Source organism: Thioalkalivibrio sp. AKL7 (genome assembly GCF_000381705.1).
Taxonomy (GTDB): domain Bacteria; phylum Pseudomonadota; class Gammaproteobacteria; order Ectothiorhodospirales; family Ectothiorhodospiraceae; genus Thioalkalivibrio; species Thioalkalivibrio versutus.
In genome coordinates this window covers 366,607-388,651 of record NZ_KB906949.1, presented here as the reverse complement: position 1 = coordinate 388,651, position 22,045 = coordinate 366,607, and the positions used below count along the sequence as shown (strand labels likewise).

The 22,045-nt window shown below is 66.9% G+C and carries 26 protein-coding genes; 12 read left to right on the top strand and 14 right to left on the bottom strand.

Annotation, left to right across the window (positions count from 1 at the left end; genetic code table 11):
- Positions 1-63 precede the first annotated feature (63 nt).
- From G315_RS0106845 to G315_RS0106820, 6 genes are all read right to left on the bottom strand, one after another.
- Complete coding sequence (locus G315_RS0106845) at positions 64-699, bottom strand: uracil-DNA glycosylase (RefSeq protein ID WP_019612186.1); 636 nt, start codon at positions 697-699, stop codon at positions 64-66.
- Complete coding sequence (locus G315_RS0106840; protein WP_018144160.1) at positions 689-1,165, bottom strand: CYTH domain-containing protein; 477 nt, start codon at positions 1,163-1,165, stop codon at positions 689-691. Before G315_RS0106840 ends, G315_RS0106845 begins: the two co-directional genes overlap by 11 nt.
- Before the next feature lie 97 nt (positions 1,166-1,262).
- Positions 1,263-2,225, bottom strand: a complete 963-nt coding sequence (locus tag G315_RS0106835) for a beta-ketoacyl-ACP synthase III (protein ID WP_018144161.1) — start codon at positions 2,223-2,225, stop codon at positions 1,263-1,265.
- The gene (gene plsX / locus G315_RS0106830) at positions 2,222-3,250 is read right to left on the bottom strand and encodes a phosphate acyltransferase PlsX (RefSeq protein WP_018144162.1); all 1,029 of its coding nucleotides are present in this window, start codon (positions 3,248-3,250) and stop codon (positions 2,222-2,224) included. Before plsX ends, G315_RS0106835 begins: the two co-directional genes overlap by 4 nt.
- A 99-nt stretch (positions 3,251-3,349) precedes the next feature.
- Entirely contained in the window at positions 3,350-3,547 is a 198-nt protein-coding gene (gene rpmF / locus G315_RS0106825) for a 50S ribosomal protein L32 (RefSeq protein WP_018144163.1), read from the bottom strand.
- A 110-nt stretch (positions 3,548-3,657) separates the two neighbouring features.
- Positions 3,658-4,179, bottom strand: coding sequence for a DUF177 domain-containing protein (locus G315_RS0106820; RefSeq protein ID WP_018144164.1), 522 nt, complete (start codon positions 4,177-4,179; stop codon positions 3,658-3,660).
- 130 nt (positions 4,180-4,309) lie between these two features.
- Between G315_RS0106820 and G315_RS0106815 the strand changes: the two genes are divergently transcribed.
- Genes G315_RS0106815 through G315_RS0106805 form a run of 3 tightly spaced genes read left to right on the top strand, consistent with a single transcriptional unit; the run spans position 4,310 to position 8,179 of the window.
- Positions 4,310-5,728 carry an acetyl-CoA carboxylase biotin carboxylase subunit gene (locus G315_RS0106815; RefSeq protein WP_019612185.1) on the top strand — a complete coding sequence of 473 codons (1,419 nt, stop codon included), beginning with the start codon at positions 4,310-4,312 and terminating at the stop codon, positions 5,726-5,728.
- Positions 5,729-5,748: 20 nt separating this feature from the next.
- On the top strand, positions 5,749-7,584 hold the full coding sequence (gene oadA / locus G315_RS0106810) for a sodium-extruding oxaloacetate decarboxylase subunit alpha (protein WP_019612184.1): 1,836 nt from the start codon (positions 5,749-5,751) through the stop codon (positions 7,582-7,584).
- Entirely contained in the window at positions 7,577-8,179 is a 603-nt protein-coding gene (locus tag G315_RS0106805) for a nucleoside triphosphate pyrophosphatase (protein WP_019612183.1), read from the top strand. Before oadA ends, G315_RS0106805 begins: the two co-directional genes overlap by 8 nt.
- A 333-nt stretch (positions 8,180-8,512) precedes the next feature.
- Here the strand turns inward: G315_RS0106805 and G315_RS0106800 are convergent, their stop codons facing one another.
- Positions 8,513-9,115 (bottom strand): cyclopropane-fatty-acyl-phospholipid synthase family protein, encoded by a 603-nt coding sequence (locus G315_RS0106800; RefSeq protein ID WP_019612182.1) that lies wholly within the window; start codon positions 9,113-9,115, stop codon positions 8,513-8,515.
- A gap of 152 nt (positions 9,116-9,267) precedes the next feature.
- On the opposite strand from G315_RS0106800, the gene G315_RS0106795 reads away from it, so the two are divergent.
- The 3 genes from G315_RS0106795 to G315_RS0106785 all read left to right on the top strand — a co-directional run bounded on the left by G315_RS0106795 (position 9,268) and on the right by G315_RS0106785 (position 10,855).
- A complete protein-coding gene (locus G315_RS0106795) occupies positions 9,268-10,110 on the top strand; it encodes an ion transporter (protein WP_018649964.1) in 843 nt (280 codons plus the stop codon).
- Positions 10,111-10,200: 90 nt separating this feature from the next.
- Positions 10,201-10,428, top strand: a complete 228-nt coding sequence (locus G315_RS14135) for a type II toxin-antitoxin system Phd/YefM family antitoxin (protein WP_018938068.1) — start codon at positions 10,201-10,203, stop codon at positions 10,426-10,428.
- A complete protein-coding gene (locus G315_RS0106785; protein ID WP_019612180.1) occupies positions 10,412-10,855 on the top strand; it encodes a type II toxin-antitoxin system VapC family toxin in 444 nt (147 codons plus the stop codon). Before G315_RS14135 ends, G315_RS0106785 begins: the two co-directional genes overlap by 17 nt.
- A 152-nt stretch (positions 10,856-11,007) precedes the next feature.
- Here G315_RS0106785 and G315_RS0106780 read toward each other — a convergent pair whose 3' ends face one another.
- Entirely contained in the window at positions 11,008-12,693 is a 1,686-nt protein-coding gene (locus tag G315_RS0106780) for a 2-isopropylmalate synthase (RefSeq protein ID WP_019612179.1), read from the bottom strand.
- Positions 12,694-12,872: 179 nt separating this feature from the next.
- On the opposite strand from G315_RS0106780, the gene G315_RS0106775 reads away from it, so the two are divergent.
- The 4 genes from G315_RS0106775 (at position 12,873) to G315_RS0106755 (ending at position 16,576) form a co-directional block, all read left to right on the top strand.
- Positions 12,873-13,364 (top strand): Lrp/AsnC family transcriptional regulator, encoded by a 492-nt coding sequence (locus G315_RS0106775; RefSeq protein ID WP_018144171.1) that lies wholly within the window; start codon positions 12,873-12,875, stop codon positions 13,362-13,364.
- Between the two features lie 364 nt (positions 13,365-13,728).
- Positions 13,729-14,346 (top strand): transcriptional repressor LexA, encoded by a 618-nt coding sequence (lexA, locus tag G315_RS0106765; RefSeq protein WP_019612177.1) that lies wholly within the window; start codon positions 13,729-13,731, stop codon positions 14,344-14,346.
- A gap of 3 nt (positions 14,347-14,349) precedes the next feature.
- Positions 14,350-14,982: a translesion DNA synthesis-associated protein ImuA gene (gene imuA, locus G315_RS0106760; RefSeq protein ID WP_019612176.1), complete on the top strand. Its 633-nt coding sequence runs from the start codon at positions 14,350-14,352 to the stop codon at positions 14,980-14,982.
- Between the two features lie 160 nt (positions 14,983-15,142).
- Entirely contained in the window at positions 15,143-16,576 is a 1,434-nt protein-coding gene (locus G315_RS0106755) for a DNA polymerase Y family protein (RefSeq protein ID WP_019612175.1), read from the top strand.
- Between the two features lie 14 nt (positions 16,577-16,590).
- Here G315_RS0106755 and rnk read toward each other — a convergent pair whose 3' ends face one another.
- The 5 genes from rnk to G315_RS0106730 form a co-directional block, all read right to left on the bottom strand.
- A complete protein-coding gene (gene rnk / locus G315_RS0106750) occupies positions 16,591-17,001 on the bottom strand; it encodes a nucleoside diphosphate kinase regulator (RefSeq protein WP_018144175.1) in 411 nt (136 codons plus the stop codon).
- Positions 17,002-17,465: 464 nt separating this feature from the next.
- On the bottom strand, positions 17,466-17,813 hold the full coding sequence (locus tag G315_RS0106745; protein ID WP_019612174.1) for a rhodanese-like domain-containing protein: 348 nt from the start codon (positions 17,811-17,813) through the stop codon (positions 17,466-17,468).
- 49 nt (positions 17,814-17,862) lie between these two features.
- On the bottom strand, positions 17,863-18,531 hold the full coding sequence (locus G315_RS0106740) for a thioredoxin family protein (protein ID WP_019612173.1): 669 nt from the start codon (positions 18,529-18,531) through the stop codon (positions 17,863-17,865).
- 19 nt (positions 18,532-18,550) lie between these two features.
- The gene (locus tag G315_RS0106735) at positions 18,551-19,003 is read right to left on the bottom strand and encodes a glycine cleavage system protein H (RefSeq protein ID WP_018144178.1); all 453 of its coding nucleotides are present in this window, start codon (positions 19,001-19,003) and stop codon (positions 18,551-18,553) included.
- Positions 19,003-19,401 carry a hypothetical protein gene (locus tag G315_RS0106730; protein WP_026182008.1) on the bottom strand — a complete coding sequence of 133 codons (399 nt, stop codon included), beginning with the start codon at positions 19,399-19,401 and terminating at the stop codon, positions 19,003-19,005. Before G315_RS0106730 ends, G315_RS0106735 begins: the two co-directional genes overlap by 1 nt.
- Before the next feature lie 55 nt (positions 19,402-19,456).
- Here G315_RS0106730 and G315_RS0106725 point away from each other — a divergent pair, with 55 nt between their 5' ends.
- Both G315_RS0106725 and G315_RS0106720 read left to right on the top strand, forming a co-directional pair.
- A complete protein-coding gene (locus G315_RS0106725) occupies positions 19,457-20,083 on the top strand; it encodes a hemerythrin domain-containing protein (RefSeq protein ID WP_019612172.1) in 627 nt (208 codons plus the stop codon).
- Positions 20,076-20,789: a hemerythrin domain-containing protein gene (locus G315_RS0106720; RefSeq protein ID WP_019612171.1), complete on the top strand. Its 714-nt coding sequence runs from the start codon at positions 20,076-20,078 to the stop codon at positions 20,787-20,789. The genes G315_RS0106725 and G315_RS0106720 overlap by 8 nt, the downstream gene beginning before the upstream one ends.
- A 36-nt stretch (positions 20,790-20,825) precedes the next feature.
- On the opposite strand, the gene G315_RS0106715 is transcribed toward G315_RS0106720, so the two are convergent.
- On the bottom strand, positions 20,826-22,013 hold the full coding sequence (locus G315_RS0106715; protein WP_019612170.1) for a nitrate/nitrite transporter: 1,188 nt from the start codon (positions 22,011-22,013) through the stop codon (positions 20,826-20,828).
- Positions 22,014-22,045: the final 32 nt, after the last annotated feature.

Genomic DNA, 22,045 nt, shown 5'->3' with positions numbered 1-22,045 from the left:
CGATTGCCACGGCGCCTTAAGCGCCTCGCAATGACTGGAAGATTTGACCTCCGACGCGAATATCTACGCGAGGTAAGTGCGAATGCGGGCGAAGAGTTCGGCGAACATGGCGGGGGTCAGGCGGCGGGTTTGGGTGTTGTAGCGCGAGCAGTGGTAGGAGTCGATCAGACGGGTGTGTGCGTCCAGCGCGTGTTCGGCGCCGTGGGCGAAGCGCAGACTCGACAGCGGCAGGCCCTTCGCACGCAGGATGGCGTCGTGGGCGATCTTGCCCAATGCCAGGATCACCCGTGGCTGCATGGCCGTCATCTCGGCGGCCAGAAACCCGTTGCAGGTGCGGATCTCCTCGGTCGTCGGCTTGTTCTGCGGCGGGAGGCATTTGACCGCGTTGGTGATGCGGCAGTCGATTAGTTCCAGATCGTCGTCCGCGCGCACGCTCTCCGGTGCACTGGCGAAGCCGTGTTCGTGCAGGGTCTGATACAGGAGCACACCGGCATAGTCGCCGGTGAACGGGCGCCCGGTGGCGTTGGCCCCGTGCATGCCGGGTGCCAGGCCAACGATCAGCAGCCGCGCATCCAGCGGGCCGAAGGACGGCACGGGCGCGGCGTGATACTCGGGGTGCTTCGCCCGCACGTCCTCCAGAAAGCCCGCCAGCCGCGGGCAGGCGCGGCAGTCCGCGGCGAAGATCTCGCTAGGAGGCATCCGGCCACTCGCGATAGGGATTCCGGGCGAGTTCGGTGTTGTAGTAGCGCGGGTCGTGCGAGACCTCCTCGCCCAGCCAGTCCGGACGCGGGAATTCGGCGTCGCTGCTCGGCAACTCCAGCTCGGCGACGATCAGGCCTGCATTGGCGCCCTCGAACACGTCGACCTCGTATTCCCAGCCCTCGACGTCCACCCAGTGGCGGGTCTTTTCGACCTGCGGGCCGGCCAGCGTGTCCAGCAGGCGGTGGGCCTCGTCCACGGGGATGTCGTACTGGTATTCGTCGCGTTCCACGCCGAGGGTCGCGCTCTTGATGTTGAGGTTGGCACCGCCCTCGTCCACCCGCACGCGGATGGACGCGCGGTCGTTGCCGCACAGGTAGCCCTGGCGCATGCGCTGCGCACGCACGACACGGTCACGCCAGGCATCACTGGCCAGCAGGAATTTGCGTTCGATCTCGCGGCCCATGCCGAATGCTCCTTGTGTTTCCCCAGGACGCCGAGGACCCTCCCGGTCGATCGCCACGGCGCTGCGCGCCTCGCGATGACGCGTCCGCGGACCCCGGTTACATCCGGATGAGCGCGGATCCCCAGGTGAATCCGCCGCCAAAGGCCTCGGTCAGGATCAGGTCACCCTTCTTGATACGACCGTCGCGCACGGCGGTATCCAGCGCCAGCGGGATGGACGCGGCCGAGGTGTTGCCGTGACGATCCACCGTGACCACGACGTTGTCCATGGACATGTTCAGCTTCTTCGCGGTCGCCTGGATGATGCGGATGTTCGCCTGGTGCGGCACCAGCCAGTCCAGCTCGGATTTGTCGATCCCGTTGTACTCGAGGGTCTCGTCGACGATCTGGTCCAGGGTATTCACTGCCACGCGGAAGACGGCTCGGCCTTCCATGCGAATGAAGTCGAGATCCGGGTTGCTGTCCGGCTGCGACACGCCACCCGGAACCTCCAGCAGGCTCTTGTGGTGGCCGTCGGCATGCAGGTGCGTGGAGATGATGCCCGGGTCCGGCGAACGCGACAGGATCACGGCACCCGCACCGTCGCCCCACAGGATGCAGTTGCCGCGGTCGGTGTAATCGGTAATGCGCGAGAGCGTCTCCGCCCCCACGACCAGCACATGCCGGATCTCGTCGCTCTGCATGAAGCGGTCGGCAGTGGCCAGGGCATACACGAACCCACTGCACACCGCCTGGATATCGAAGGCCGGACAGCCCCCCACACCCAGCTTGGCCTGCAGGATGCACGCGGTGCTGGGGAAGATCTGATCGGGGGTGGTGGTTGCGACCAGGATCAGGTCGAGGTCGGCGGCGCGGATGCCAGCGGCGTCCATTGCACGCTCGGCGGCCTTCAGCGCGAGATCCGAGGTCACCTCGTTCTCGGCGACGATATGCCGCTCGCGGATTCCGGTGCGGTCGCGGATCCAGGCATCCGAGGTATCGACCATCGCCTCCAGCTCGGCGTTGGTCAGGATGCGCTCGGGCAGATAGCTCCCGGTCCCGCTGATGCGTGCATGCTTCACTCGCTTGTCTCCTGGCCCAGGAGCTGGCCAAGCTGCTTGTCGATCCGACTCGAGATGTTCGCCTCGGCCTCGATGCGGGCAATGCGGATCGCGTGCTCGAAGGCCAGCTCGTCGGCACTGCCGTGGCTCTTGATCACCACACCCTGCAAGCCCAGCAGCGAAGCACCGTTGTAACGGCGGTGGTCGAACCGATGACGGATCCGGCGCAGTACCGGCAGTGCGAACAGGCCGGACAATCGAGAAAACACCGATGCATCGAACTCCGCCTTCATTTTGGAGGAGATCATCTTGGCCACGCCTTCGCTGATCTTCAGCGCGACGTTGCCGACAAAGCCGTCACAGACCACCACGTCCACATCGCCACAGTAGACGTCGTTCCCCTCGACGAAGCCGATGTAGTTGAGGCTGGATTCTTCCAGCATGCGGCCGGCCTCGCGCACGCGGTCATTGCCCTTGATCGCCTCGGAGCCGATGTTCAGCAGGCCGACCCGCGGGGCCTCCAGGCCGTCCACGGCATTCGCCAGCACCGATCCCATCACCGCGAACTGATACAGATGCGCGGCCTCGACATCCACATTGGCGCCCAGGTCGAGCATGTGGGTATGCCCGTTCATCGACGGCAGGGCCGTGGCGATGGCCGGACGATCGATGCCGGGGAGGGTCTTCAGGACGTACCGCGCAGTGGCCATCAGACCACCCGTATTGCCGGCGGAGACGCAGGCCTGGGCCGCCCCGTTCTTCACCTGGTCAATGGCGACCCGCATGGAGGAGTCGCGCTTGGTGCGCAGGGCCACGGCCGGCAACTCGTCCATGCCGACCACCTGGCTGGCATGCACCATCTCGACCCGCTCGCGTTCGCTCGCGGACCAGCCGGATATCCCGGACTCGATGGTCTCCTGGTCACCGACCAGCAACAGGCGGAAATCGTCTGCGACCTTCAGTGAACGGCGCGCAGCCGGAAGGATGACGGACGCACCGTGGTCGCCGCCCATCACGTCCAGTGCGATGGTAAAACTGGCAGTCATGCTCGGGCCCGACGGACGACCGCACAGCGGCCGTATTCAAACGCGGAAAGGCCACGGCGCAAACGCAGCCGTGGCCCCGGGACGGTCATTCCCTGGACCTTAATCTTCGTCTTCGTCGACTTCGACGGCCTGCTGGATCACCTGACGACCGCGGTAGAAACCATCCGGAGTCATGTGGTGACGACGATGGATCTCGCCGGTGGTCGGGTCGGTCGACAGAGTAGCGCCCGTCAGACTGTCGTGGGAGCGGCGCATATCGCGCTTGGAACGAGTCTTGCGGCGTTGCTGAACAGCCATGATGCATCTCCAGATTGATCAAAATCCCGTGGCGACGGGAGTGAGCCCGGTATCAAATCGGGCGCAAGTATAACGGTTCGGCCCGGACAATGCCCCGGCCGGCGCTCACGTCATGAGCCGCCCCGGTCCGGGCCGCCCTTCTTGAGTTGTTCGAGCACCGCGAACGGATTTTCGGCGCCCTCGCCTTCCTCGAATTCGGCCCCGGCGGCGGGTTCGCAGTCCGCATGGCGCGGCACCAGTGGCCACGCCAGCAGGATCTCTTCCTCGACCCATGCCGCGGGGCGCAACAGGCCATCCGCCTCGAGAGCGACAAAGTCATCGCCCTCGCTCATGCCCGCCGGCGTGCCTTCCGGTGGCAGCAGCACGGCATCCGGTTCAAGGCGGAATTCCCATGCCATCGGCTGCAGGCAACGCTGGCAGGTCTGCCACAGCTCGCCGGTAATCGTCCCGCTCAGCCGTATCTCGTCCAGCGCCCCGCGTTTCAGCTGGAATTGCGCGTGCACCCGCAACGGGTGTCCCGCCAGGGCATCGGCACGCAACCGCGGCAGCTCTTCCGCACGCAGGTCACCCTCGAATTCCAGGTGCCGCGCACGCGGTTGCCACGGGTCAAGAGAAACGGGGATGCGACTCATAAACGGCTCGGTTGCAAGGGCGCGGAATATACGCGCGCGAGGGCGATCTGTCAAAGCGAAACAGAAACTTGCAGCCGCCCCAAACGACGTCGATACTCGGGTTGTCATCGACCTGCCCGGGGCCTTCCGTTTGATTCGCAAGCTGCTCATTGCCAACCGGGGCGAAATCGCCGTGCGCCTGATCCGGGCATGCAGCGAACTGGGGATCATCTCGGTCGCGGTCTATACCGATGCCGACCGCCACGCCCTGCACGTGAAGAAGGCCGACGAGGCCTACGCCATCGGCCCGGACTCCATGGGCGGCTATCTCAGCATCCATCGCCTGATCAGCGTCGCGCGCGCCGCCGGCTGTGACGCGGTGCACCCGGGCTACGGCTTCCTCTCCGAAAACCCCGACTTTGCCGCGGCCTGCGCCGCCCGCAATCTGATCTGGGTCGGCCCGGATGCGTCGGTGATCCGCCGCATGGGCGACAAGGTGGCCGCGCGCCGGGCGATGATCGAGGCCGGGGTGCCGGTCACACCCGGCTCGGAGGGCAACCTGGAGGGCGTCACCGCGGCGCTGGAGGTGGCCGAGTGCATCGGCTACCCGGTGATGCTCAAGGCCACCAATGGCGGCGGCGGACGCGGCATTCGCCTGTGCGAGGATGCCGCCGCTCTGGAGCACAACTTCGAGCGCGTGCGCTCCGAGGCCACCCGTGCCTTCGGCAGCACCGAGATCTTCCTCGAGAAGGCCGTGGTCAATCCGCGACACATCGAGGTGCAGATCCTCGGCGATGCCCACGGCCATGCGATCCACCTGTTCGAACGCGACTGCTCGGTGCAGCGCCGCCACCAGAAGCTGGTGGAGATCGCCCCCTCGCCGCAGCTGGACGAGGCGCAGCGCCAGTATCTGGGCGAGTTGGCGGTGCGCGCCGCGCTCGCCGTCGGCTACCAGAACGCCGGCACCGTCGAGTTCCTGATGGACGCGGATGATTCATTCTATTTCATGGAGATGAACACACGACTTCAGGTGGAACATCCAGTTACCGAGATGATCACCGGGGTCGACATCGTGCAGGAACAGCTGCGCATCGCCGCCGGCGAGCCGCTGCGCTACGAACAATCGCAGATCACCCGCCGCGGCTATGCGATGGAGTTCCGCATCAACGCGGAAGACCCGAAGAACGACTTCCTGCCGAGCTTCGGCCGCATCACCCGCTACTTCGCCCCGGGCGGCCCGGGCGTGCGCACCGACGGGGCCATCTACACCGGCTACACCATCCCGCCGCATTACGACTCGATGTGCGCCAAGCTGATCTGCTGGGCCCTGGAGTGGGACGACCTGCTGGCCCGCGCCAATCGTGCCCTGCGGGACATGGGCGTGTTCGGGGTCAAGACCACCATCCCGTTCCACCTGGCCATCGTTGACCACCCGACCTTCCGCAGCGGGCACTTCGATACCGGGTTCGTCGCGGCCCACCCGGAGCTGACGCACTTCCCCGGCAAGCGCTCGGACCGCCAGCTGGCCGTGGCGGTTGCCGCAGCCCTCGCCGCCCACCACGGGTTATAACCCCGGCCACCGGACTGACCATGGACCGAGTTCACATCACCGATGTCACCCTGCGCGACGGCCACCAGAGCCTGATTGCCACGCGCATGCGCACCGAGGACATGCTGCCAATCTGCGAGCAGATGGACGCCATCGGCTTTCACTCGCTGGAGGTCTGGGGCGGTGCCACCTTCGATGCCTGCGTGCGGTTTCTCAAGGAGGACCCCTGGGAGCGGCTGCACCAGCTGCGGGCCGCGCTGCCGAACACCCCCCTGCAGATGCTGCTGCGCGGACAGAACCTGCTCGGCTATCGCCACTACGCCGACGACGTGGTGCGCGCCTTTGTCGAGCGCTCGATCGCCGGTGGCATCGACATCATCCGCATCTTCGACGCGATGAACGACGCGCGAAACCTGCGCACCGCGATCGAGGCCACCCGCGAGGCCGACGGCCACGCCCAGGGCACGCTTTGCTACACCACCGGACCGGTGCATTCGGCCGCCGAATTCGTCGCCCTGGGGCGCGAGCTGGTCGCGATGGGCGCGCAGAGCATCGCGATCAAGGACATGGCCGGGCTGCTCACCCCGAGCGCCACCCGCGAGCTGGTCACCGAGCTGGTGGATGCCCTGGACGTGCCGATCCACCTGCACGCCCACGCCACATCGGGGCTGTCCGAGCTGTGCCACTGGCAGGCCATCGAGGCCGGCTGCCGGCATATCGAGACCGCGATCTCGGCATTCGCCGGGGGCACCAGCCACCCGCCAACGGAGAGCCTGGTCGCCGCCCTCGCCGGCACCGAGCACGACACCGGCCTGGATCTGGTCGCGCTGCAGAAGATCGGGCTGTACTTCCACGAGGTGCGCAAGAAGTACCAGCGCTTCGAGAGCGAGTACACCGGCGTCGACACCCGCGTGCAGATCAACCAGGTGCCCGGCGGGATGATCTCCAACCTGGCGAACCAGCTGCGCGACCAGAACGCGCTGGATCACTTTGACGCGGTGCTGGAAGAGATCCCACGGGTCCGCGAGGACCTGGGCTACCCGCCGCTGGTCACCCCCACCTCGCAGATCGTCGGCACCCAGGCGGTGATGAACGTCCTCGCCGGGGAGCGCTACAAGACCATCACCAACGAGGTGAAGCAATACCTGACCGGGCACTACGGCCGGGCGCCCGGCCCGATCAACAGCGTCGTGCGGCAACAGGCCATCGGCAATGCCGATGTCATCGATTGCCGCCCGGCCGACCTGCTGAAGCCGGAGATGGCCACCCTGACTGACGAGATCGGAGACCTCGCCCGGGGCCCGGAGGATGTCCTGACCTTCGCCCTGTTCCCCGAGGTGGGTCGGCAATTCCTGGAGCAGCGCCGCGACGGCACGCTCAGCCCGGAACCGCTCAACCTGCCGGAGAACACCCAGGCCGGCTGCCCGGCCCCGGTGGAGTTCAACGTCACCTTCCACGGCGAGACCTATCACATCCAGGTCAACGGCTCCGGCCATCACCGGGAGGACACCCGCCCGATGTACGTGACGGTCGACGGGATGCCGGAAGAGGTCCAGATCGAGACCCTGGACAGCATCGAGACCGCCGGCAACGGCGGCGCCGAACGCAGCCGCGGGGCCAGCGGAGGCAAGAAGTCGCGCCGTGCGACCCGGCCGGGCGACGTCACCACCTCCATGCCCGGCACCATCATCGACGTGCTGGTGGCCGAGGGTGACAAGGTCGAAGCCGGGCAGCCAGTGCTGGTGCTGGAGGCGATGAAGATGGAATCGGAAATCGCCGCCCCCGTATCCGGCACGGTCACCGCAGTGAACATCACCAAGGGGGCCGCCGCCAATCCGGACGACGCCCTGATCGAGATCGACGGCGACGATGGCTGATACCGCACGAAGACTGGTCCTCGCCTCCACCTCGCGCTATCGCGCCGAACTGCTGGAGCGGCTGCATCTGCCCTTCGAGACCGCGCGCCCGGCGGTGGACGAGACCCCGCTGGCGCATGAATTGCCCGAGGCGATGGTGGCACGCCTTGCCGAGGCCAAGGCCCGGGCGGTCGCCGATGTCTATCCCGACCATCTGGTCATCGGCTCCGACCAGAACGCCAGCCACGCCGGGCAGGTCCTCGGCAAGCCCGGCGACAGCGTCCACGCCGAGGCGCAACTCGCGGCGCTGTCCGGGGAAACGGTTACGTTCCACACCGGCCTGTGCCTGCTGGACACGGCCACCGGGAAGGTGCGGACAGGCCAGGTCCCGTTCACCGTGACCTTCCGCGAGTTGAGCCCCGAGGAGATCCGGCGCTACGTTGCACTGGACCAGCCGCTGGACTGTGCCGGCAGCTTCAAGTCCGAGGGGCTGGGCATCAGCCTGTTCGCGCGCATGAGCGGCGACGACCCGACCGCGCTAGTGGGGCTACCGCTGATCACCCTGGGAAACTGGTTGCGCGAAGCGGGTGTGGCCGTCCCGCCCGCAGCGGCCTGAACACCGGCCCGGCAACCTCCAAGGACGGGCGCGCCCGCGTCTAGGGAAACACTGATTAATGTACACGCTCGCGTTGGTACCCCAGGTTTTCCGAGACTAGGCGCGGTGCGCAGCCGGTAGTGGTTCTACCGCCAAGGGCCGCAACGCAGGATCGGGGAACCTGGGGTACCAACCCCACAGATCATTGAAAGTAGGGGCTCGGCCGCCCGTTGTTGATGAAAACGGGCGCGCGCACGGCGTTGCGGCTCCCTTGTGCAGAATGACTGCACGGCAATCACCGCGCCTTGTTCGCACGCAAAAGCGACTCGAGCGCGTACATTAATCAGTGTTTCCCTAGCCCCAGTCGTTCCGCGGCTTGTGCGCCAGGACCTGCACCACCGCGCCGCGCCCGGTGTGGAAACGCCCCTCGATCACGTCGCGTTCGCGTTCCACGGCCTCTTCGAACTCCAGCCCTTCCAGTTCCTCGGTCAGCACCTCCCGCGTCATCATCAACTCCGCAGTGGGCGGACCTCCCGTGCCCCATTCGAGTTGCGCCGGCGTATAGGCCTCGAGGATGAACACCCCGCCCGGGCGCAGGCCCGCGACCACCTCGGCGTGCAGGCGGCGCCGAACGTCCGGGGGCAAATGGCAAAAGATCGATACGATCAGATCCCAGGAGTCCGGCTCGATCGCGTAGTCGGCAAGATCCGCCACCAGGGTCTCAATCTGCACCCCCCGGTCCTCGGCCAGGCGCTGGGCCTTCTGCAGGCCGACCGCGGAGCTGTCCACCGCCAGCACGTCGAACCCCTGCTGCGCCAGGAACACCGCGTTGCGGCCCTCCCCCTCGGCCAGGCACAGGGCCCGCCCGCGCGGCACGTTGGCCACTGCCGCGCGCAGAAAATCATTCGGTTCAGTGCCGTAGACGTAGTCGTCCTCGGCGTAGCGTTCATCCCACATCCCTGCTCTCCTTCCGTTCCCGGGAATCTGTCCATTCGTGCCGTCTGCCAGGCACTCCTGACGTGGCGCGTGCTTGCGCTCGCGCGATTGCCGGAACCCCGGCTTTACCCTACTCTTGCGCGTCCCCAAGGACTCCAACGATCTTCGACACCATGAGCGAAACCCCCACGCTGCGTGCACGCCTGGAACACTTTATCGAGGCCCGGCTGACCCAGCGCTTCATCATTGGCCTGATCCTGCTGAACGCCCTGACCCTGGGGCTCGAGACCTCGGACACCGTAATGGGCTGGATGGGCCCGGTGATCCTGAGTGCGGACGCCATCATCCTGTCGATCTTCACCGCCGAGGTGCTGGCCAAGCTGTTCGTCTACCGCCTGCGGTTCTGGCGCAACCCGTGGAACGTGTTCGATTTCTTCGTGGTGGGGATCGCACTGATCCCGGCCTCGGGGCCATTTTCGGTGCTGCGCGTGCTGCGTCTGTTGCGCCTGGTCTCCATGGTGCCGAAGCTGCGCTTCATCGTGGAGGCGCTGCTGCGAGCGATCCCCGGCATCATCTCCATCATGGGATTGCTGGTGCTGATCTTCTACGTGTTCGCGATCATCGCTACCGGCCTGTTTGGTGAATCCTTCCCGCAGAAGTTCGGCACGCTCGGCGCCACCATGTACAGCCTGTTCCAGGTGATGACGCTGGAGGGCTGGTCCGAGGACATCGCACGCCCGGTGATGGAAATCTACCCCTGGGCCTGGGCGTTCTTCGTGCCCTTCATCCTGATCGCCACCTTCACCGTGCTGAACCTGTTCATCGCCATCATCGTGGACGCCATGCAGCGCATGCACGACCGCTCGATGGAGATCGAGCAGCAGATGATCCACGACAGCGTGCACGAAGAGAACCAGGCCCTGCACGCGGAGATCCACGAGATACAGCAAGAAACCCTCAAGCTCCAGGAACGCCTGACCCGCATGCAAACCATGCTGGAGAAACGCGTACGTTAACCCCCTTTACTGCTCACTCGGCCCCGTCATTGCCGAACACACGGCGGTGTGCTTCAATGTCGAAACATGAAGCACACTTAGGGTGGCGCCATGAAAGAGCTCAACGTCCGCGAAATGCGAGCCTCCATTGGGCATCTGGACGAAATCGTCCAGGCGTCCGGGGAAATCACCATCACCCGTCACGGAAAGCCCATTGCACGGGTCCTGCCCGTTCGTCGCGGGCGCCAGCGCCCCGACCACCACGAACTTCGCCAGCGAACCGGACCACTGGTTCCCTCGGAAACCCTCCTGAGGGAAGAGCGTGACGAGCGCGGATGAACGGAGCTACCTCGACACCAGTGCCCTGGCCAAGTGGTATTTGAACGAACCGGGATCCGAGGCCTTCGTCGACTATCTGCAGCGCGTCGACGTCGCGATCATCAGCCACCTGGTAGCGACCGAACTGCGGTCCCTGCTCGCACGACGCCGACGCATAGGGGAGCTGCCGCAGGAACTGGAAACGATCATCTTCGCCACCTTCCAGGACGACATCTCCAGCGCCTCGTTACAACTCTATCCCTTCGACGACTCACTGTTCGACGAAGCGACCAACCTGATCACCCGCTATCCCGAACATCCATTGCGGACGCTGGACGCGCTGCACATCGCAACCGCGCGCCACCATGAGATTCCGGTGATCGCCACCGCAGACAACGTCCTCGCGGATGCGGCTTCATCGATGGGGCTGACCGTTCGACGATTCTGACGCCTCGGGCATCCAACCTATCCGTAGGTAGGATGCCGATGAGCGCAGCGAATCGCATCGCGACCCAAACGCCTGGGTGACGGTGCGTTTCGCTTTGCTCTACGCACCCTACGGTAGACCGCAGACTTGGCAGGGGCGGGGCCCCGCCGGAATCAGGCGTTAACGGCGGCCGGCTCGGCAGCGCGTTCGCCCAGACGGCGGCCGGTGGCGTTCAGGACGGCCTGCAGCGTCGCGGCAGTGGTGTCCTCGCCCAGGGCGACGCCCACGGAGCGTTCGCCATCGACCTGCACGTCCACGGCGGCCATGGCGCGCGCCTCGGTACCGGACTCCATCGCGTGCTCGTCGAAGTGGGTGACCTTCACCTGCACGCCACGCTCGGCCTCCATGGCGGAGGTCAGCGCCGCGACCGCGCCGTGGCCCTCGCCCCGCAGGCGGGATTCACGCCCGGGCGGTCCCATGGTCGCATCCAGCCGCACTACAGGACCGTCCTTCTCGATCTCGTAACGCACCAGATCCCAGCCGGTAACCGGCGTCAGGTAATGCTTTTCGAACAGCTCGTGGATGCGCTTCGAGGAGACCTCGATCTGCGAGGTCTCGGCATCCTTCTGCACGATGCGGGCGAACTCGATCGCCAGCCAGCGCGGCAATTCGATGCCGTAGTCGCGCTCCAGCACATGCGTGACCCCACCCTTGCCGGACTGGCTGTTGATACGCACGACCTCCTCGTAACGCCGGCCCAGATCGCTCGGGTCGATCGGCAGGTAGGGCACGTTCCAGTGGCCGCCCTTCTCCTTGTAATGCGCCAGGCCCTTGCGGATCGCGTCCTGGTGACTGCCGGAGAAGGCGGTGTAGACCAGCTCGCCCGCCCACGGGTGGCGCGGGTTGATGGGCATGTCGGTGCACTCCTTGTACACATCCATCAGCCGCTCCATGTCGGACAGGTCAATGGTCGGGTCAATGCCCTGCGAGTACAGGTTCATGCCGACGGTGACCAGATCCATGTTGCCGGTGCGCTCGCCGTTACCAAACAGCGTGCCCTCCAGGCGATCGGCCCCGGCCAGCAGGCCCAGCTCGGCCGCGGCCACACCGGTGCCCCGGTCGTTGTGCGTATGCAGCGACACGCAGAAATGCTCGCGGTACTGCACGTGGTCGCAGAACCACTCGACCTGGTCGGCAAAGACGTTCGGCGTGGCGGACTCGACCGTGGCCGGCAGGTTGATCACGACCTTCTGGCCCTGGTCCGGGCGCCAGATCGCATTCACCGCATCGACCACCTCGACCGCGAAGTCCAGCTCGGTGGTGGAGAAGCTCTCCGGCGAGTACTGGAAGATCCAGTCGGTCTGGGGGTACTTCGCCGCGTAATCCCGCACCCAGCGTGCACCGTTCTCGGCAATGCCGCGCACGCCGTCGCGATCCATGCGGAAGACCTGCTCGCGCTGCGCCGGGTTGGTGGAGTTGTACACGTGCACCACCGCGCGCGGGGCGCCCTCCAGCGCCGCGAAGGTCTTCTGGATCAAGTCCTCGCGCGCCTGGGTCAGCACCTGGATGTACACGCCCTCGGGGATGCGGTCTTCATCGATCAGGCGGCGGGTAAAGTCGTAGTCGATCTGCGAGGCGGCCGGGAAGCCGATCTCGATCTCGGTCAGACCGATTTCCACCAGCACCTCGAAGAAGCGCATCTTCTGTTCCACGCTCATCGGGTGCACCAGCGCCTGGTTGCCGTCGCGCAGATCCACCGCGCAGAAACGCGGGGCGGCCGTGGTGCGCTGGGCCGGCCAGCGGCGATCGGACTTGTCGATCGGCGGGAACGGGGCGTACTTGGTGTGATCGAAGGCCATCGTGTTCGTCTCCTGTAAGGGGCGCGGCCTCGCCGTGTGGTCGGGTGCCGCGCTCCGGATTTCTATCTGTGCATTATCCTAACGCATTGTCCCCGGCATAACCTTGCGTTTTTCCCAAATAACGCAATAGTTGCGCACTATCCTTGCGCAATAAAGCCAATGTAGAGCAATATTCAACCATGAAACCCGAACCGCACCGACTCGACCGCTATGACCGCCGCATCCTCGAGATCCTGCAGGAGGATGCGAGCCTGTCCAATCAGGCCCTGGCCGATCGCGTGGGGCTCAGCCCCTCCCCCTGTCTGCGTCGGGTGCGTGCCCTGGAACAGGCCGGCGTCCTGTTGAGCCGCGTGGCCCTGCTGGATCGGCGCAGCCTGGGGTTGGAGCTGACCGCCCTGATCCATATCGGCATGGACCGCCACACCCCGGAGCGCTTCGCCCACTTCGAGGAGACCGTGGCGAGCTACCCCGAGGTCCAGCACTGCTACCTGATTACCGGCCAGTCCGCCGACTACATGCTGCAGGTGGTCGTCCCCGACATGGATGCCTACCAGGAATTCCTGCTGCGCCGCATCACCCGCCTGGAGGGCGTGGACAGCGTCCATTCCAGCTTCGTGCTGCGCCGCGTGGTCGACCGCACCGCCCTGCCACTGGACTACACCCCCACCTGAACACCACCTCAAACCCAGGACGGGTTGACCACGAAGGCACGAAGAAAGGCAACGGCCGGCAGGATGTGATGAGCGAAGCGAATCGCATCGTGTAGCCATCCCAAGGGTGGCGAGGTTCCCGGATCGATGCGTTTCGCTTCGCTCAACAGCATCCTACGCCCGGGCCGCGACACCTCCTTGGGTTTTCTCCGTAATCCTCTGTGGTGCAACCGCCCTTGACCTTCTTCGTGCCTTCTCGTGCGCTTCGTGGTGGAACAAACCGGCCGTCAGGAGCAAACACGCACTCCGGATGGATGCGCCGCTCTTGTCCTCGCACCAGCCACCCCTGTACTGTATATATAGACAGTATACCGGAGGGTGCCCCGTGTCGCTCACTGCACGCCAGCAAGCCATCTTCGACTACATCGCCGAGACCATCGCCACCCAGGGCACGGCACCGACCCGCAGCGAGATCGCCCGGGCCTTCGGCTTCCGCTCGCCCTACGCGGCCGAGTGCCATCTGAAAGCCCTGGAGAAGAAAGGCGCGATCGAACTGCTGGGCGGCACCTCCCGCGGCATCCGCCTGCCGGGCGCCGCCCGTGGCGCACCGGCCGAACTCCCTCTGGTCGGGCGCGTCGCCGCCGGCTCGCCGATCCTTGCCACCGAGCATATCGAGCGCCACTATCGGGTCGACGACGCCCTGTTCCGCGCCCGCCCGGACTATCTCCTGCGCGTACACGGCGAGAGCATGCGCGACGCCGGCATCCTCGACGGCGACCTGCTGGCCGTGCGCCAGACCCCGGAGGCCCGGCCCGGCCAGATCGTGGTCGCCCGCATCGAGGACGAAGTCACCGTCAAGCGCTTCGCGCAGGACGGCCCGAAGGTGCGCCTGCTCCCGGAGAACCCCGACTTCGCCCCCATCGAGATCGACCTCGAGCGCCAGGACCTGGCCATCGAGGGGATCGGCGTGGGCGTGCTGCGCGATCTCGACCCCCAAACCTAAGCCATGGGCACGCTGGACACCCTGCTCGACCACCCGGCGCTCTGGCGCGGACGCAGCGCCGCCCCGGCCCCGGATGCCCCGGTCTGGCCCAGCGGCCATGCGGAACTGGACCGGGCCCTGGGCGGCGGCTGGCCGCGCGGCCAGCTGATCGAACTGCTGGGGGCCCCGTTCGGCTGTGGCGAGACCCGGCTGCTGATCCCCATGCTCGCCGCCTGCGGCCGCGACGGCTACTGGATCGCGCTGATCGCACCGCCGGCCACGCCCTGGCTACCCGGCTGGCAGACCCTCGGCATCCCGCCGGAGCGAGTCCTGCTGATCCATACCGAGCACGATCGCGACACCCTGTGGGCCGGCGAGCAGTGCCTGCGCGACCCGGCGTTCGGCGTCCTGCTCGCCTGGCTGCGCGGCCCCGTGGAGACGGCCCTGCTGCGCCGGTTGCGTCTGGCTGCCAGCGAGAGCCGGGCCTGCGCGATCCTGTACCGGCCACCAAACGCCGCGGCACAGCCTTCGCCGGCCCACCAGCGCCTGCGCTGGCAGCCCGCGGCCTCCGGCCTGGAACTGCACTGCCTGAAGGGGGCCGGCCACTGGGCCCGCTCCGGCCACCCCCTGCAGGTTCCCAAACCACCGGAGGCCTGAGATGGGCCAGCCTGCCCGTCCCTCGCGTGCGGCCACACACCCGGAGCCGGTCCGACAACAACTGAGCCTGCTTCCGGCCGCAGCCCTGCCCGCCACCGCACCCCGGCCACCGGAGACGCACACCGCCACCCGCGACGCCCGGCCGCGGCAGGAACACTGGATGGCAATCGACCTGCCGCACCTTGCACTGGATGCGCTGGCCCGGACGGAGCCGGACCCCGGGCGGCTTCAGCGCCCCCTGCTGGTGGTGGAATCCGACCCTGCCCCCCGGGTGCACGCCGCCAACCGCGCCGCCCGTCAGGCGGGTGCCCGCCCCGGCATGGCGCTGGGGGATGCCCTGGCGGTGCTGGATACCCCGGAACTGGTCGAGCATGCCCCGGACACCCTGCAGGCCCAACTGGAGATGCTGGCCGGCGTACTGCTGCGGTTCTCCGATCACGTGCACCCGGAGCCGGAGGCACAGCGCATCCTGGTGGAGGTCGGGCGCAGCCGCCGCCTGTTCGGCGGCCTCGAGACCCTGCGCGACCAGGCGCGGGACACGCTGACCGAACTGGGCTTCCATCCCCGTATCGGCCTGGCCCGCAGCCCCGCCGCCGCGCGCCTGCTGGCCCGCCTGCGCAACCCCGCGATCGCGGAAGACCCCGAGGCCCTGCGCCGCATCCTGTCCCCGGTTCCGCTGGAGGCCCTGCCACTGGCCACCGCGACCCGCGAGGGCCTGCGCGCCGTGGGCCTGCGCCAGTTGGGCGATCTGCTACGCCTGTCGCGCCCCGAGCTGGCCCGCCGCCACGGACCGGAGTTGCTGGACCTGCTGGACCGACTGCTGGCGCGGCGCGCGGAGACCCTGCCCCGCTTTGCGCCACCCCCGGTGCTGGATCTGTCCCTGCGCCTGGAGCACGAGATCCACGCCACGGCGACCCTGGCCTTCCCGCTCAAGCGGCTGCTGCGCCAGGCCGAGGCGCAGTTGCGCGGCCTGAACCGCAGCCTGCAGGGGATGACACTGGAACTGGCCCACCGCGAGGCGTGTACCCGCATCTCACTGGAGCGCGGGCAGCCGGGCATTCGCACCGACGAGTGGCTGCCCCTGTGGCAGACCCGACTGGATCGCGAGACCCTGCCGGAGGCGGTGATCGGCCTGCGCCTGCAGGCACCCCGCTTGCTGGACCCACCGGCCCGGGGCGACAGTCTGCTCGCCGCAGACCCGGCGAGCAGACCACCGGCCGATCAGCTACCCGCCGTGCTGGCTCGCCTGCGCGCCCGGCTGGGCGAGCAGGCCGTCGCCCGTCTGATCAACCGCCGCACACCGAGACCGGAGGATGCCCAGCGGCCGCGACACGATCTCGCCACCACTCCGACCCCCACCGCTCCAACCCCGGGCCAACGGGCCTGCGGAACGGCCCTCTGGCTACAGGGCCCCGAGCCCGCCGCGCCCCCCGACCAGCCCCAATGGCTGGGACGACTGGAAGATGGCTGGTGGGATCACGGCCAGGACGCGCGCCGCGACTACGCTTGCAGCCGCGACCGTCAGGGCCGCCGGCTCTGGCTGTACCGCTGCCTGCGCAGCGGCCAGTGGTATCGCCAGGGTTACTGGGGCTGAGGGGGGACGCCGCCTCAGCGGTGGTATTCGCCCGCGCGCTCCGGCTGATACTCGACCTCCTCGATGCGCACGTGCATCTGCCCCCCGCCCGGGCGCGGCCACTCGATCTCGTCGCCCTCGGACAGGCCCAGCAGCGCACTGCCCACCGGCGCCAGGATCGACAGCGTGCCGCCACTCTCGTCCACATCACGTGGGTACACCAGTGTCATCGAAAACTCGTCGCCGGACTCGATCACCCGGAACCGGACCTTCGAATTCATCGTCACCACCGAACCCGGAACCTCGTGCGAATCCACGACATCCGCGCGATCCAGTTCGGACTCGAGATCGGCCTTGCCGGGGAAACTGCCATCCGGAAGCGACTCCAGCAGCTTGTCCAGGCGCTCCATGTCCGTGGTGGAGACAATGATCTTCGGCTTGTTCACTTTCTTACTCCAAAATGCAGAACGCGCCTCCGGGGAGACGCGCCAGGCAAATAATATTCAGGGAATTTCCGGAAACCGGGAAACTTACTCGGGAGACTAGCCAAGACCCGGCAAAAAAGCCATAGCGCCCATCACAGTGCTCGTAAGCGGGAGCCGCACATAGGGAGACGCTGATTAATTCGCACGTCCGCGCTCGATCGATTTTGCTCGCTGACAAGGCTCGGTGAGCGAAGTGTAGCCGAGCTACATAAGCAAGCCGCAACGCGGTCAACGGGCCCATTTTCGTCAACAACGGGCGGCCGAGCCCTCAAGGGGTTGGCGCCCCATTTTCCCCGATCCTGCGTTGCGGCGTTTGACCGTAGAGTGACTACGGCGCTGCGCACCGCGCCTTGTCTCGGAAAAAATGGGGCACCAACGCGGACGTGCGAATTAATCAGCGTCTCCCTAGCCTTTGCCTTGCGCCCTCACCGAGGCCAGGTCTCCCGCCACGCCGCGTAGCCCCCGCGCAGCACATGCGCATTGATACCCATCGTGCGCAGGCTGTCGGCCACGAGCTGGGACCGGCCGCGACCGCCACAGAACACCACGACGGGCTGGTCCGCATCCGCCATATGAGACTCGATACCGGCCTCTAGCTTGGGCCGCGGGATGTTGATCGCGCCCTCGATCGTCCCCGCGGCCGTCTCCTCGGGCTGGCGCACATCCACCAGCAGAAACGGTTTCTCTTCCTCGAGCCAGCGCGCCACCTCCCCTGGTTCCAGATGCGGCAGGCTTTGTTCCAGCTCGCGAATACGCTTCTCGAAAAGACTCACAGGAGGACTCCGTTGGCTGCGCGAGACGCAATTCTATCGTGCCTGCAGCTCACACCGACGGCCGTACCAGCAGCGGGACGACCCGAAGGGTGAACAGGGCCAGCCCGGCCAGCGCCGCCACCGCACCCACCGCCGTTAACATCGCAACGCCCAGGATCCAGCCGAGCCCCATGCCCAGCACGGCCAGATGCACCAGGACCTGCGGCGTCCAGGCCCACAGCCAGCCACTGGCGATCGGGTGGCCGGTAAAGCGCGGCAGCATGTGCTCGCCAAGCCCCATGATCAGCAACAGAAGAAAACCCAGGGTAAAGCCATGCAGCGCGGCCGGACGCGCCGCACCCTCGAGGAAGAACCCGCCCAGTGGCAACGCGGCACCCGCGATCAGCAGCCAGATCATCGCGCCCAGCACCGAGGCCCGGCTGGAGGCCGACAACCCCAGCCCGACATGGCGCGCGGCCTTCTGTGTGCGTTCCGGGGCCTCCGCCACCAGTACGGTCGCGGCGGTGCGATCCAGCAGCCCGATGTGCTTGAGCTCGCCATCCACCACCACAGCCGGGATCGACCGGATGCGCAGCCGGGTCGCCAGTTCACGCCCTTCGGGCTGGCCCATGTCGACCACCGCGAAGTCGATCTGTTTGTTTTCCGCCACCTCGCGCCAGATGCGCTCGGCATCGTGGCAGGAGGCACACCACTCGGATACCAGCAGTTCCACCTTCATGAATCGGTCTCCCCTGGTCTCAGTCCGCGCAGCGCATGCAGTGGATGTCGTAGCGATCGACCCATTGTTTCAGACCGGCAATCGCCTCGGCCCCGGTATGTAGCCGCTCCAGCGCTGCTTCCGGATCGTCCGGGCGCATCACCACGACCCAGGCATCGGTATAGGGGGCCACGTTCACCAGCCCCGGATCGGCCTCCACGGCCGGATTGATGCGCTCAATGGTGCCGTCGAATGGCGTAGGGATGCCCCCCGCCCACTTGCCGGACTCCAGCCGCGCCACCGGCTTGCCCGCGGCGCGGTGCGAACCCGGCTTGCGAAAGCGGAAGTACTGCACCCGCCCCGCCATGGTCTGGGCGGGATCGGTAATCCCGAGGGTAAAGGTGCCGTCGTCCTCCGGACGGACCCAGACATAGTCCAGGTCATAGAACAGGTCGTCGGGCAGCTCGCAGCCGTTGTATTCCGTATGACTCATTACGCCCCCTTCGGACCGTAGTGACGCACGGTGAGTGCAATGTTCAGTGCGAACAGGATCATCGCCCCCCAGGCCATCGCCCCGCCGACCGCAACGGTCGGGTTATGAAAGACCAGCCAGCCCGCAATCATCACCAGGAGCCCGAGATTGGCCAGCAGGAACTGCACATGGCCCAGGCGCTCGGAGAACAGCGAACGTCCGGAAAAGCGCGGCAACACATGCAGACCCACGCCATAGATCATCATGGTCACGAACCCCAGCAGCATCAGGTGGCCATGGATGCGCGGCACATTGCCGGGGATCAGGCCGGGATGGGCCAGCCAGAGGATGCCGAGCAGCCCGCCCAGCAGGGCATAGGCGAGGGCCGCGAGGATGAACATCCGGTTCCGAGGGTGCATCAAAGGCTCCAGGGCAGGTTTCGCACAGCATACTTTAAGCTATATTCAATTTACATTGATCGAGATCAAGACGGGGCGCGAGCGCTTCGGCGAAAGTCGCCTGCTTGTTGACCACTCTGCGAAGGTCCGGTACCCCATGCACGCGCAACTCCACGAAAGTGTTCCCGGATTCCAGCAGCCCATCGAGTTGCTGCGGGCTTGCCATCGCCGAATCCTCAACTCTCTGGACATCCTCGAGCGCCTGCCCGCCCATTTGGCCGACAAAGGCGCCGACGAAGAGGCCCGAGGCGCCGCGCAACGGGTCCTGAACTACTTTCACGAGGCAGCGCCCAACCACCACGCGGACGAGGACCAGGACCTGTTCCCCGTGCTGCGCCAGCACTGTGGCCACCCCGAGAGTCATCCGCAACTGTGCGAATGGCTGGACCGCCTGACCGCCGAACATGACGAGATCGAGGCCGGCTGGGATCGACTGGAGCCGGCCCTGCAACGCATCGCCACGGGCCAGCCGGCGGACCTCGACGGGGCCGACGCTTGGATACGCCAATACCGCATCCACCTCGATCTGGAAGAGCGCGCCGTACTCCCCTTTGCCGAGCACCTGCTAGGCCCGGAAGACCGCCGCGCCATCGGTGCCGCCATGGCCGCACGCCGGGGCATCGCGAGCGCGGACCGTGGCTGATTTCGTACTCGACCTCCGCGGCCTGGCCGAGCATGCCCACACCCGCGCGTACTACACCCTGCGCGAACTGCGCAGCGGTCAGGTCTTCGAGGTCTGGCTGGATCAGGAACCGAAGATGCTGATGGACGCGGTCAGCCTGCAGCTGCGCCAGGCCATCCACTGGCGGGTGCTCGAAGACGGCCCGCCCTTGTGGAAGCTCGCGGTGCAACGCCGCGAGGACGTCGCCCCGGTGGACCTGGTCGACCTGCTGGAGCGCGATCACCTGCGCATCGACCGCCTTTTCGCCAGCGCCCTGCACAAGGTCAACGCCGGCGACCTGGAAGGCGCAGCGCCGGATTTCCACGCCTATGTCGACGGCCTGCGGCGCCACGTGGAGGTGGAAAACGACCTGATCGTCCCCCTGCTGGACCTGCCCCGCAGCCCGAACGGCCAGGATCCCACCTCGATTATGCTGCGCGAGCACGACGAGATCCTGGAACAGACCGCGATGCTGGAACACGAATTCAGCGAAGGCGTGGACGAGGCCTGGGCCGTGGCCCCGTTCTTCGCCCTGATCTCCGGCGCGCTGGCCAAGCACGAGGGCCGCGAGGAGCAAAACCTCTTTCCCCACTGGAGCCGCGCCCTGCGCGAACAGCCCGATGCCGCCGCCGAGCTGCTGCTGCGCGCACAGACCCTGCTGACGACACCCCCGGACCCGGACGCCTGAGCGTCCCGCACTACCGCGCCACCACCGAGGTGCGAATTAATCAGCGCCTTCCTTGAAGCGACGCGGCGCCGACAGGCGCGCCAGCGCCCAGAGCCCCAGCAACGGGCCGGGCAGCAACAGCCACAGGACCCACACCCCGCCATCCGCCCATAACCAGCCGGTCAGCCAGATGCCCGGCAAGGTCAGCGCAAAGCCGATTGCATTCATCACGCTCAACGCGGAACCCACGGCATCCTCCGGCGCGCTGTCCGCGGCCAGCGCGGAGAACTGCGGCGAGTCCGCGATCACCGTAAGCCCCCACAGCGCCAGGAGGCCGAACAGCAACCAGGGCGACTGCCCGGCAAGCAGCGGGTACAGCAGACAGGCCAGACCCGAGGTTGCCAGTGCCACCCGCGCCACACGCAGGCTTCCCAGGCCCCGACTCAGGCGCCCACCCCAGACACAGCCCGCCAGCCCCAGCGCGATCACGCCAAAGGCCAACCACGGAATCAGGGCCGCATCGGCCTCCATTCGTGCAAGCTCACGGGCTACCAGCAGAGGCACCAGCGTCCAGAACGCATACAGTTCCCAGCAGTGCCCGAAGTAGCCCCCGGCCACGGCGCGAAAATCCCGCCGTGCCAGGGCATGGAAGCCCTTCCCGAGCCCCGGCGTGCGCCCCGGTGGCGGCAGATGCGGGCCATCCCCCAGACGCAGGATCATCAGCGCGGCCAGCAGGGCCAGGCCCGAGGCCAGAAGCACGGGCACCGCCCACGGGAAATCGAGCGTGGCGCCACGCAGCAGATGCGGGAGCGCGGTCCCCAGGGTCAGCATTCCGAGCAGCCAGGACAGCGCCCAGCCCTTGTACTGCGGGGTCCAGCCGATTACCAGCTTCATGCCCAGCGGATAGACCCCGGCCAGTGCCAGCCCGACCAGAAAGCGCGTCAGCAGGGCCAGCTCCCAGACGCCGGCGAGCAGGATGAAGACGGCGTTGAGCCCGGCCCCGAAAAGCGCCGAAATGGCGAACACACGACTGGCGCGAAAGCGATCCGCCAGCCCCGTGGCGGCGACCGCCAGGGTCCCGGTGATGAAACCGAGCTGGGTGGCCATCGTGAGCCAGCCGATCTCGGCGGGCGACCACCCCAGTGCCTGCTGCAGCGACAGCCCGACCCCGTTGACCGAAAACCACAGCGACGTCCCGAACAGCTGCGCTACCACGATCACCGCCAGCGGATGGCGGCGGATCATGTCAGCCATCGAGGGATGCCGCCCCGAAGGAC

Coding starts and splice junctions, on each gene's coding strand:
- oadA (WP_019612184.1), top strand. CDS start 5,749: ATGGACCGAGTTCACATCACCGATGTCACCCTGCGCGACGGCCACCAG.
- G315_RS0106780 (WP_019612179.1), bottom strand. CDS start 12,693: ATGGCCTTCGATCACACCAAGTACGCCCCGTTCCCGCCGATCGACAAG.
- G315_RS0106795 (WP_018649964.1), top strand. CDS start 9,268: ATGAGCGAAACCCCCACGCTGCGTGCACGCCTGGAACACTTTATCGAG.
- G315_RS14135 (WP_018938068.1), top strand. CDS start 10,201: ATGAAAGAGCTCAACGTCCGCGAAATGCGAGCCTCCATTGGGCATCTG.
- plsX (WP_018144162.1), bottom strand. CDS start 3,250: ATGACTGCCAGTTTTACCATCGCACTGGACGTGATGGGCGGCGACCAC.
- G315_RS0106730 (WP_026182008.1), bottom strand. CDS start 19,401: ATGCACCCTCGGAACCGGATGTTCATCCTCGCGGCCCTCGCCTATGCC.
- G315_RS0106755 (WP_019612175.1), top strand. CDS start 15,143: ATGGCAATCGACCTGCCGCACCTTGCACTGGATGCGCTGGCCCGGACG.
- G315_RS0106820 (WP_018144164.1), bottom strand. CDS start 4,179: ATGAGTCGCATCCCCGTTTCTCTTGACCCGTGGCAACCGCGTGCGCGG.
- G315_RS0106740 (WP_019612173.1), bottom strand. CDS start 18,531: ATGAAGGTGGAACTGCTGGTATCCGAGTGGTGTGCCTCCTGCCACGAT.
- G315_RS0106840 (WP_018144160.1), bottom strand. CDS start 1,165: ATGGGCCGCGAGATCGAACGCAAATTCCTGCTGGCCAGTGATGCCTGG.
- G315_RS0106845 (WP_019612186.1), bottom strand. CDS start 699: ATGCCTCCTAGCGAGATCTTCGCCGCGGACTGCCGCGCCTGCCCGCGG.
- G315_RS0106715 (WP_019612170.1), bottom strand. CDS start 22,013: ATGATCCGCCGCCATCCGCTGGCGGTGATCGTGGTAGCGCAGCTGTTC.
- G315_RS0106775 (WP_018144171.1), top strand. CDS start 12,873: ATGAAACCCGAACCGCACCGACTCGACCGCTATGACCGCCGCATCCTC.
- rpmF (WP_018144163.1), bottom strand. CDS start 3,547: ATGGCTGTTCAGCAACGCCGCAAGACTCGTTCCAAGCGCGATATGCGC.
- G315_RS0106805 (WP_019612183.1), top strand. CDS start 7,577: ATGGCTGATACCGCACGAAGACTGGTCCTCGCCTCCACCTCGCGCTAT.
- G315_RS0106800 (WP_019612182.1), bottom strand. CDS start 9,115: ATGTGGGATGAACGCTACGCCGAGGACGACTACGTCTACGGCACTGAA.
- imuA (WP_019612176.1), top strand. CDS start 14,350: ATGGGCACGCTGGACACCCTGCTCGACCACCCGGCGCTCTGGCGCGGA.
- G315_RS0106735 (WP_018144178.1), bottom strand. CDS start 19,003: ATGAGTCATACGGAATACAACGGCTGCGAGCTGCCCGACGACCTGTTC.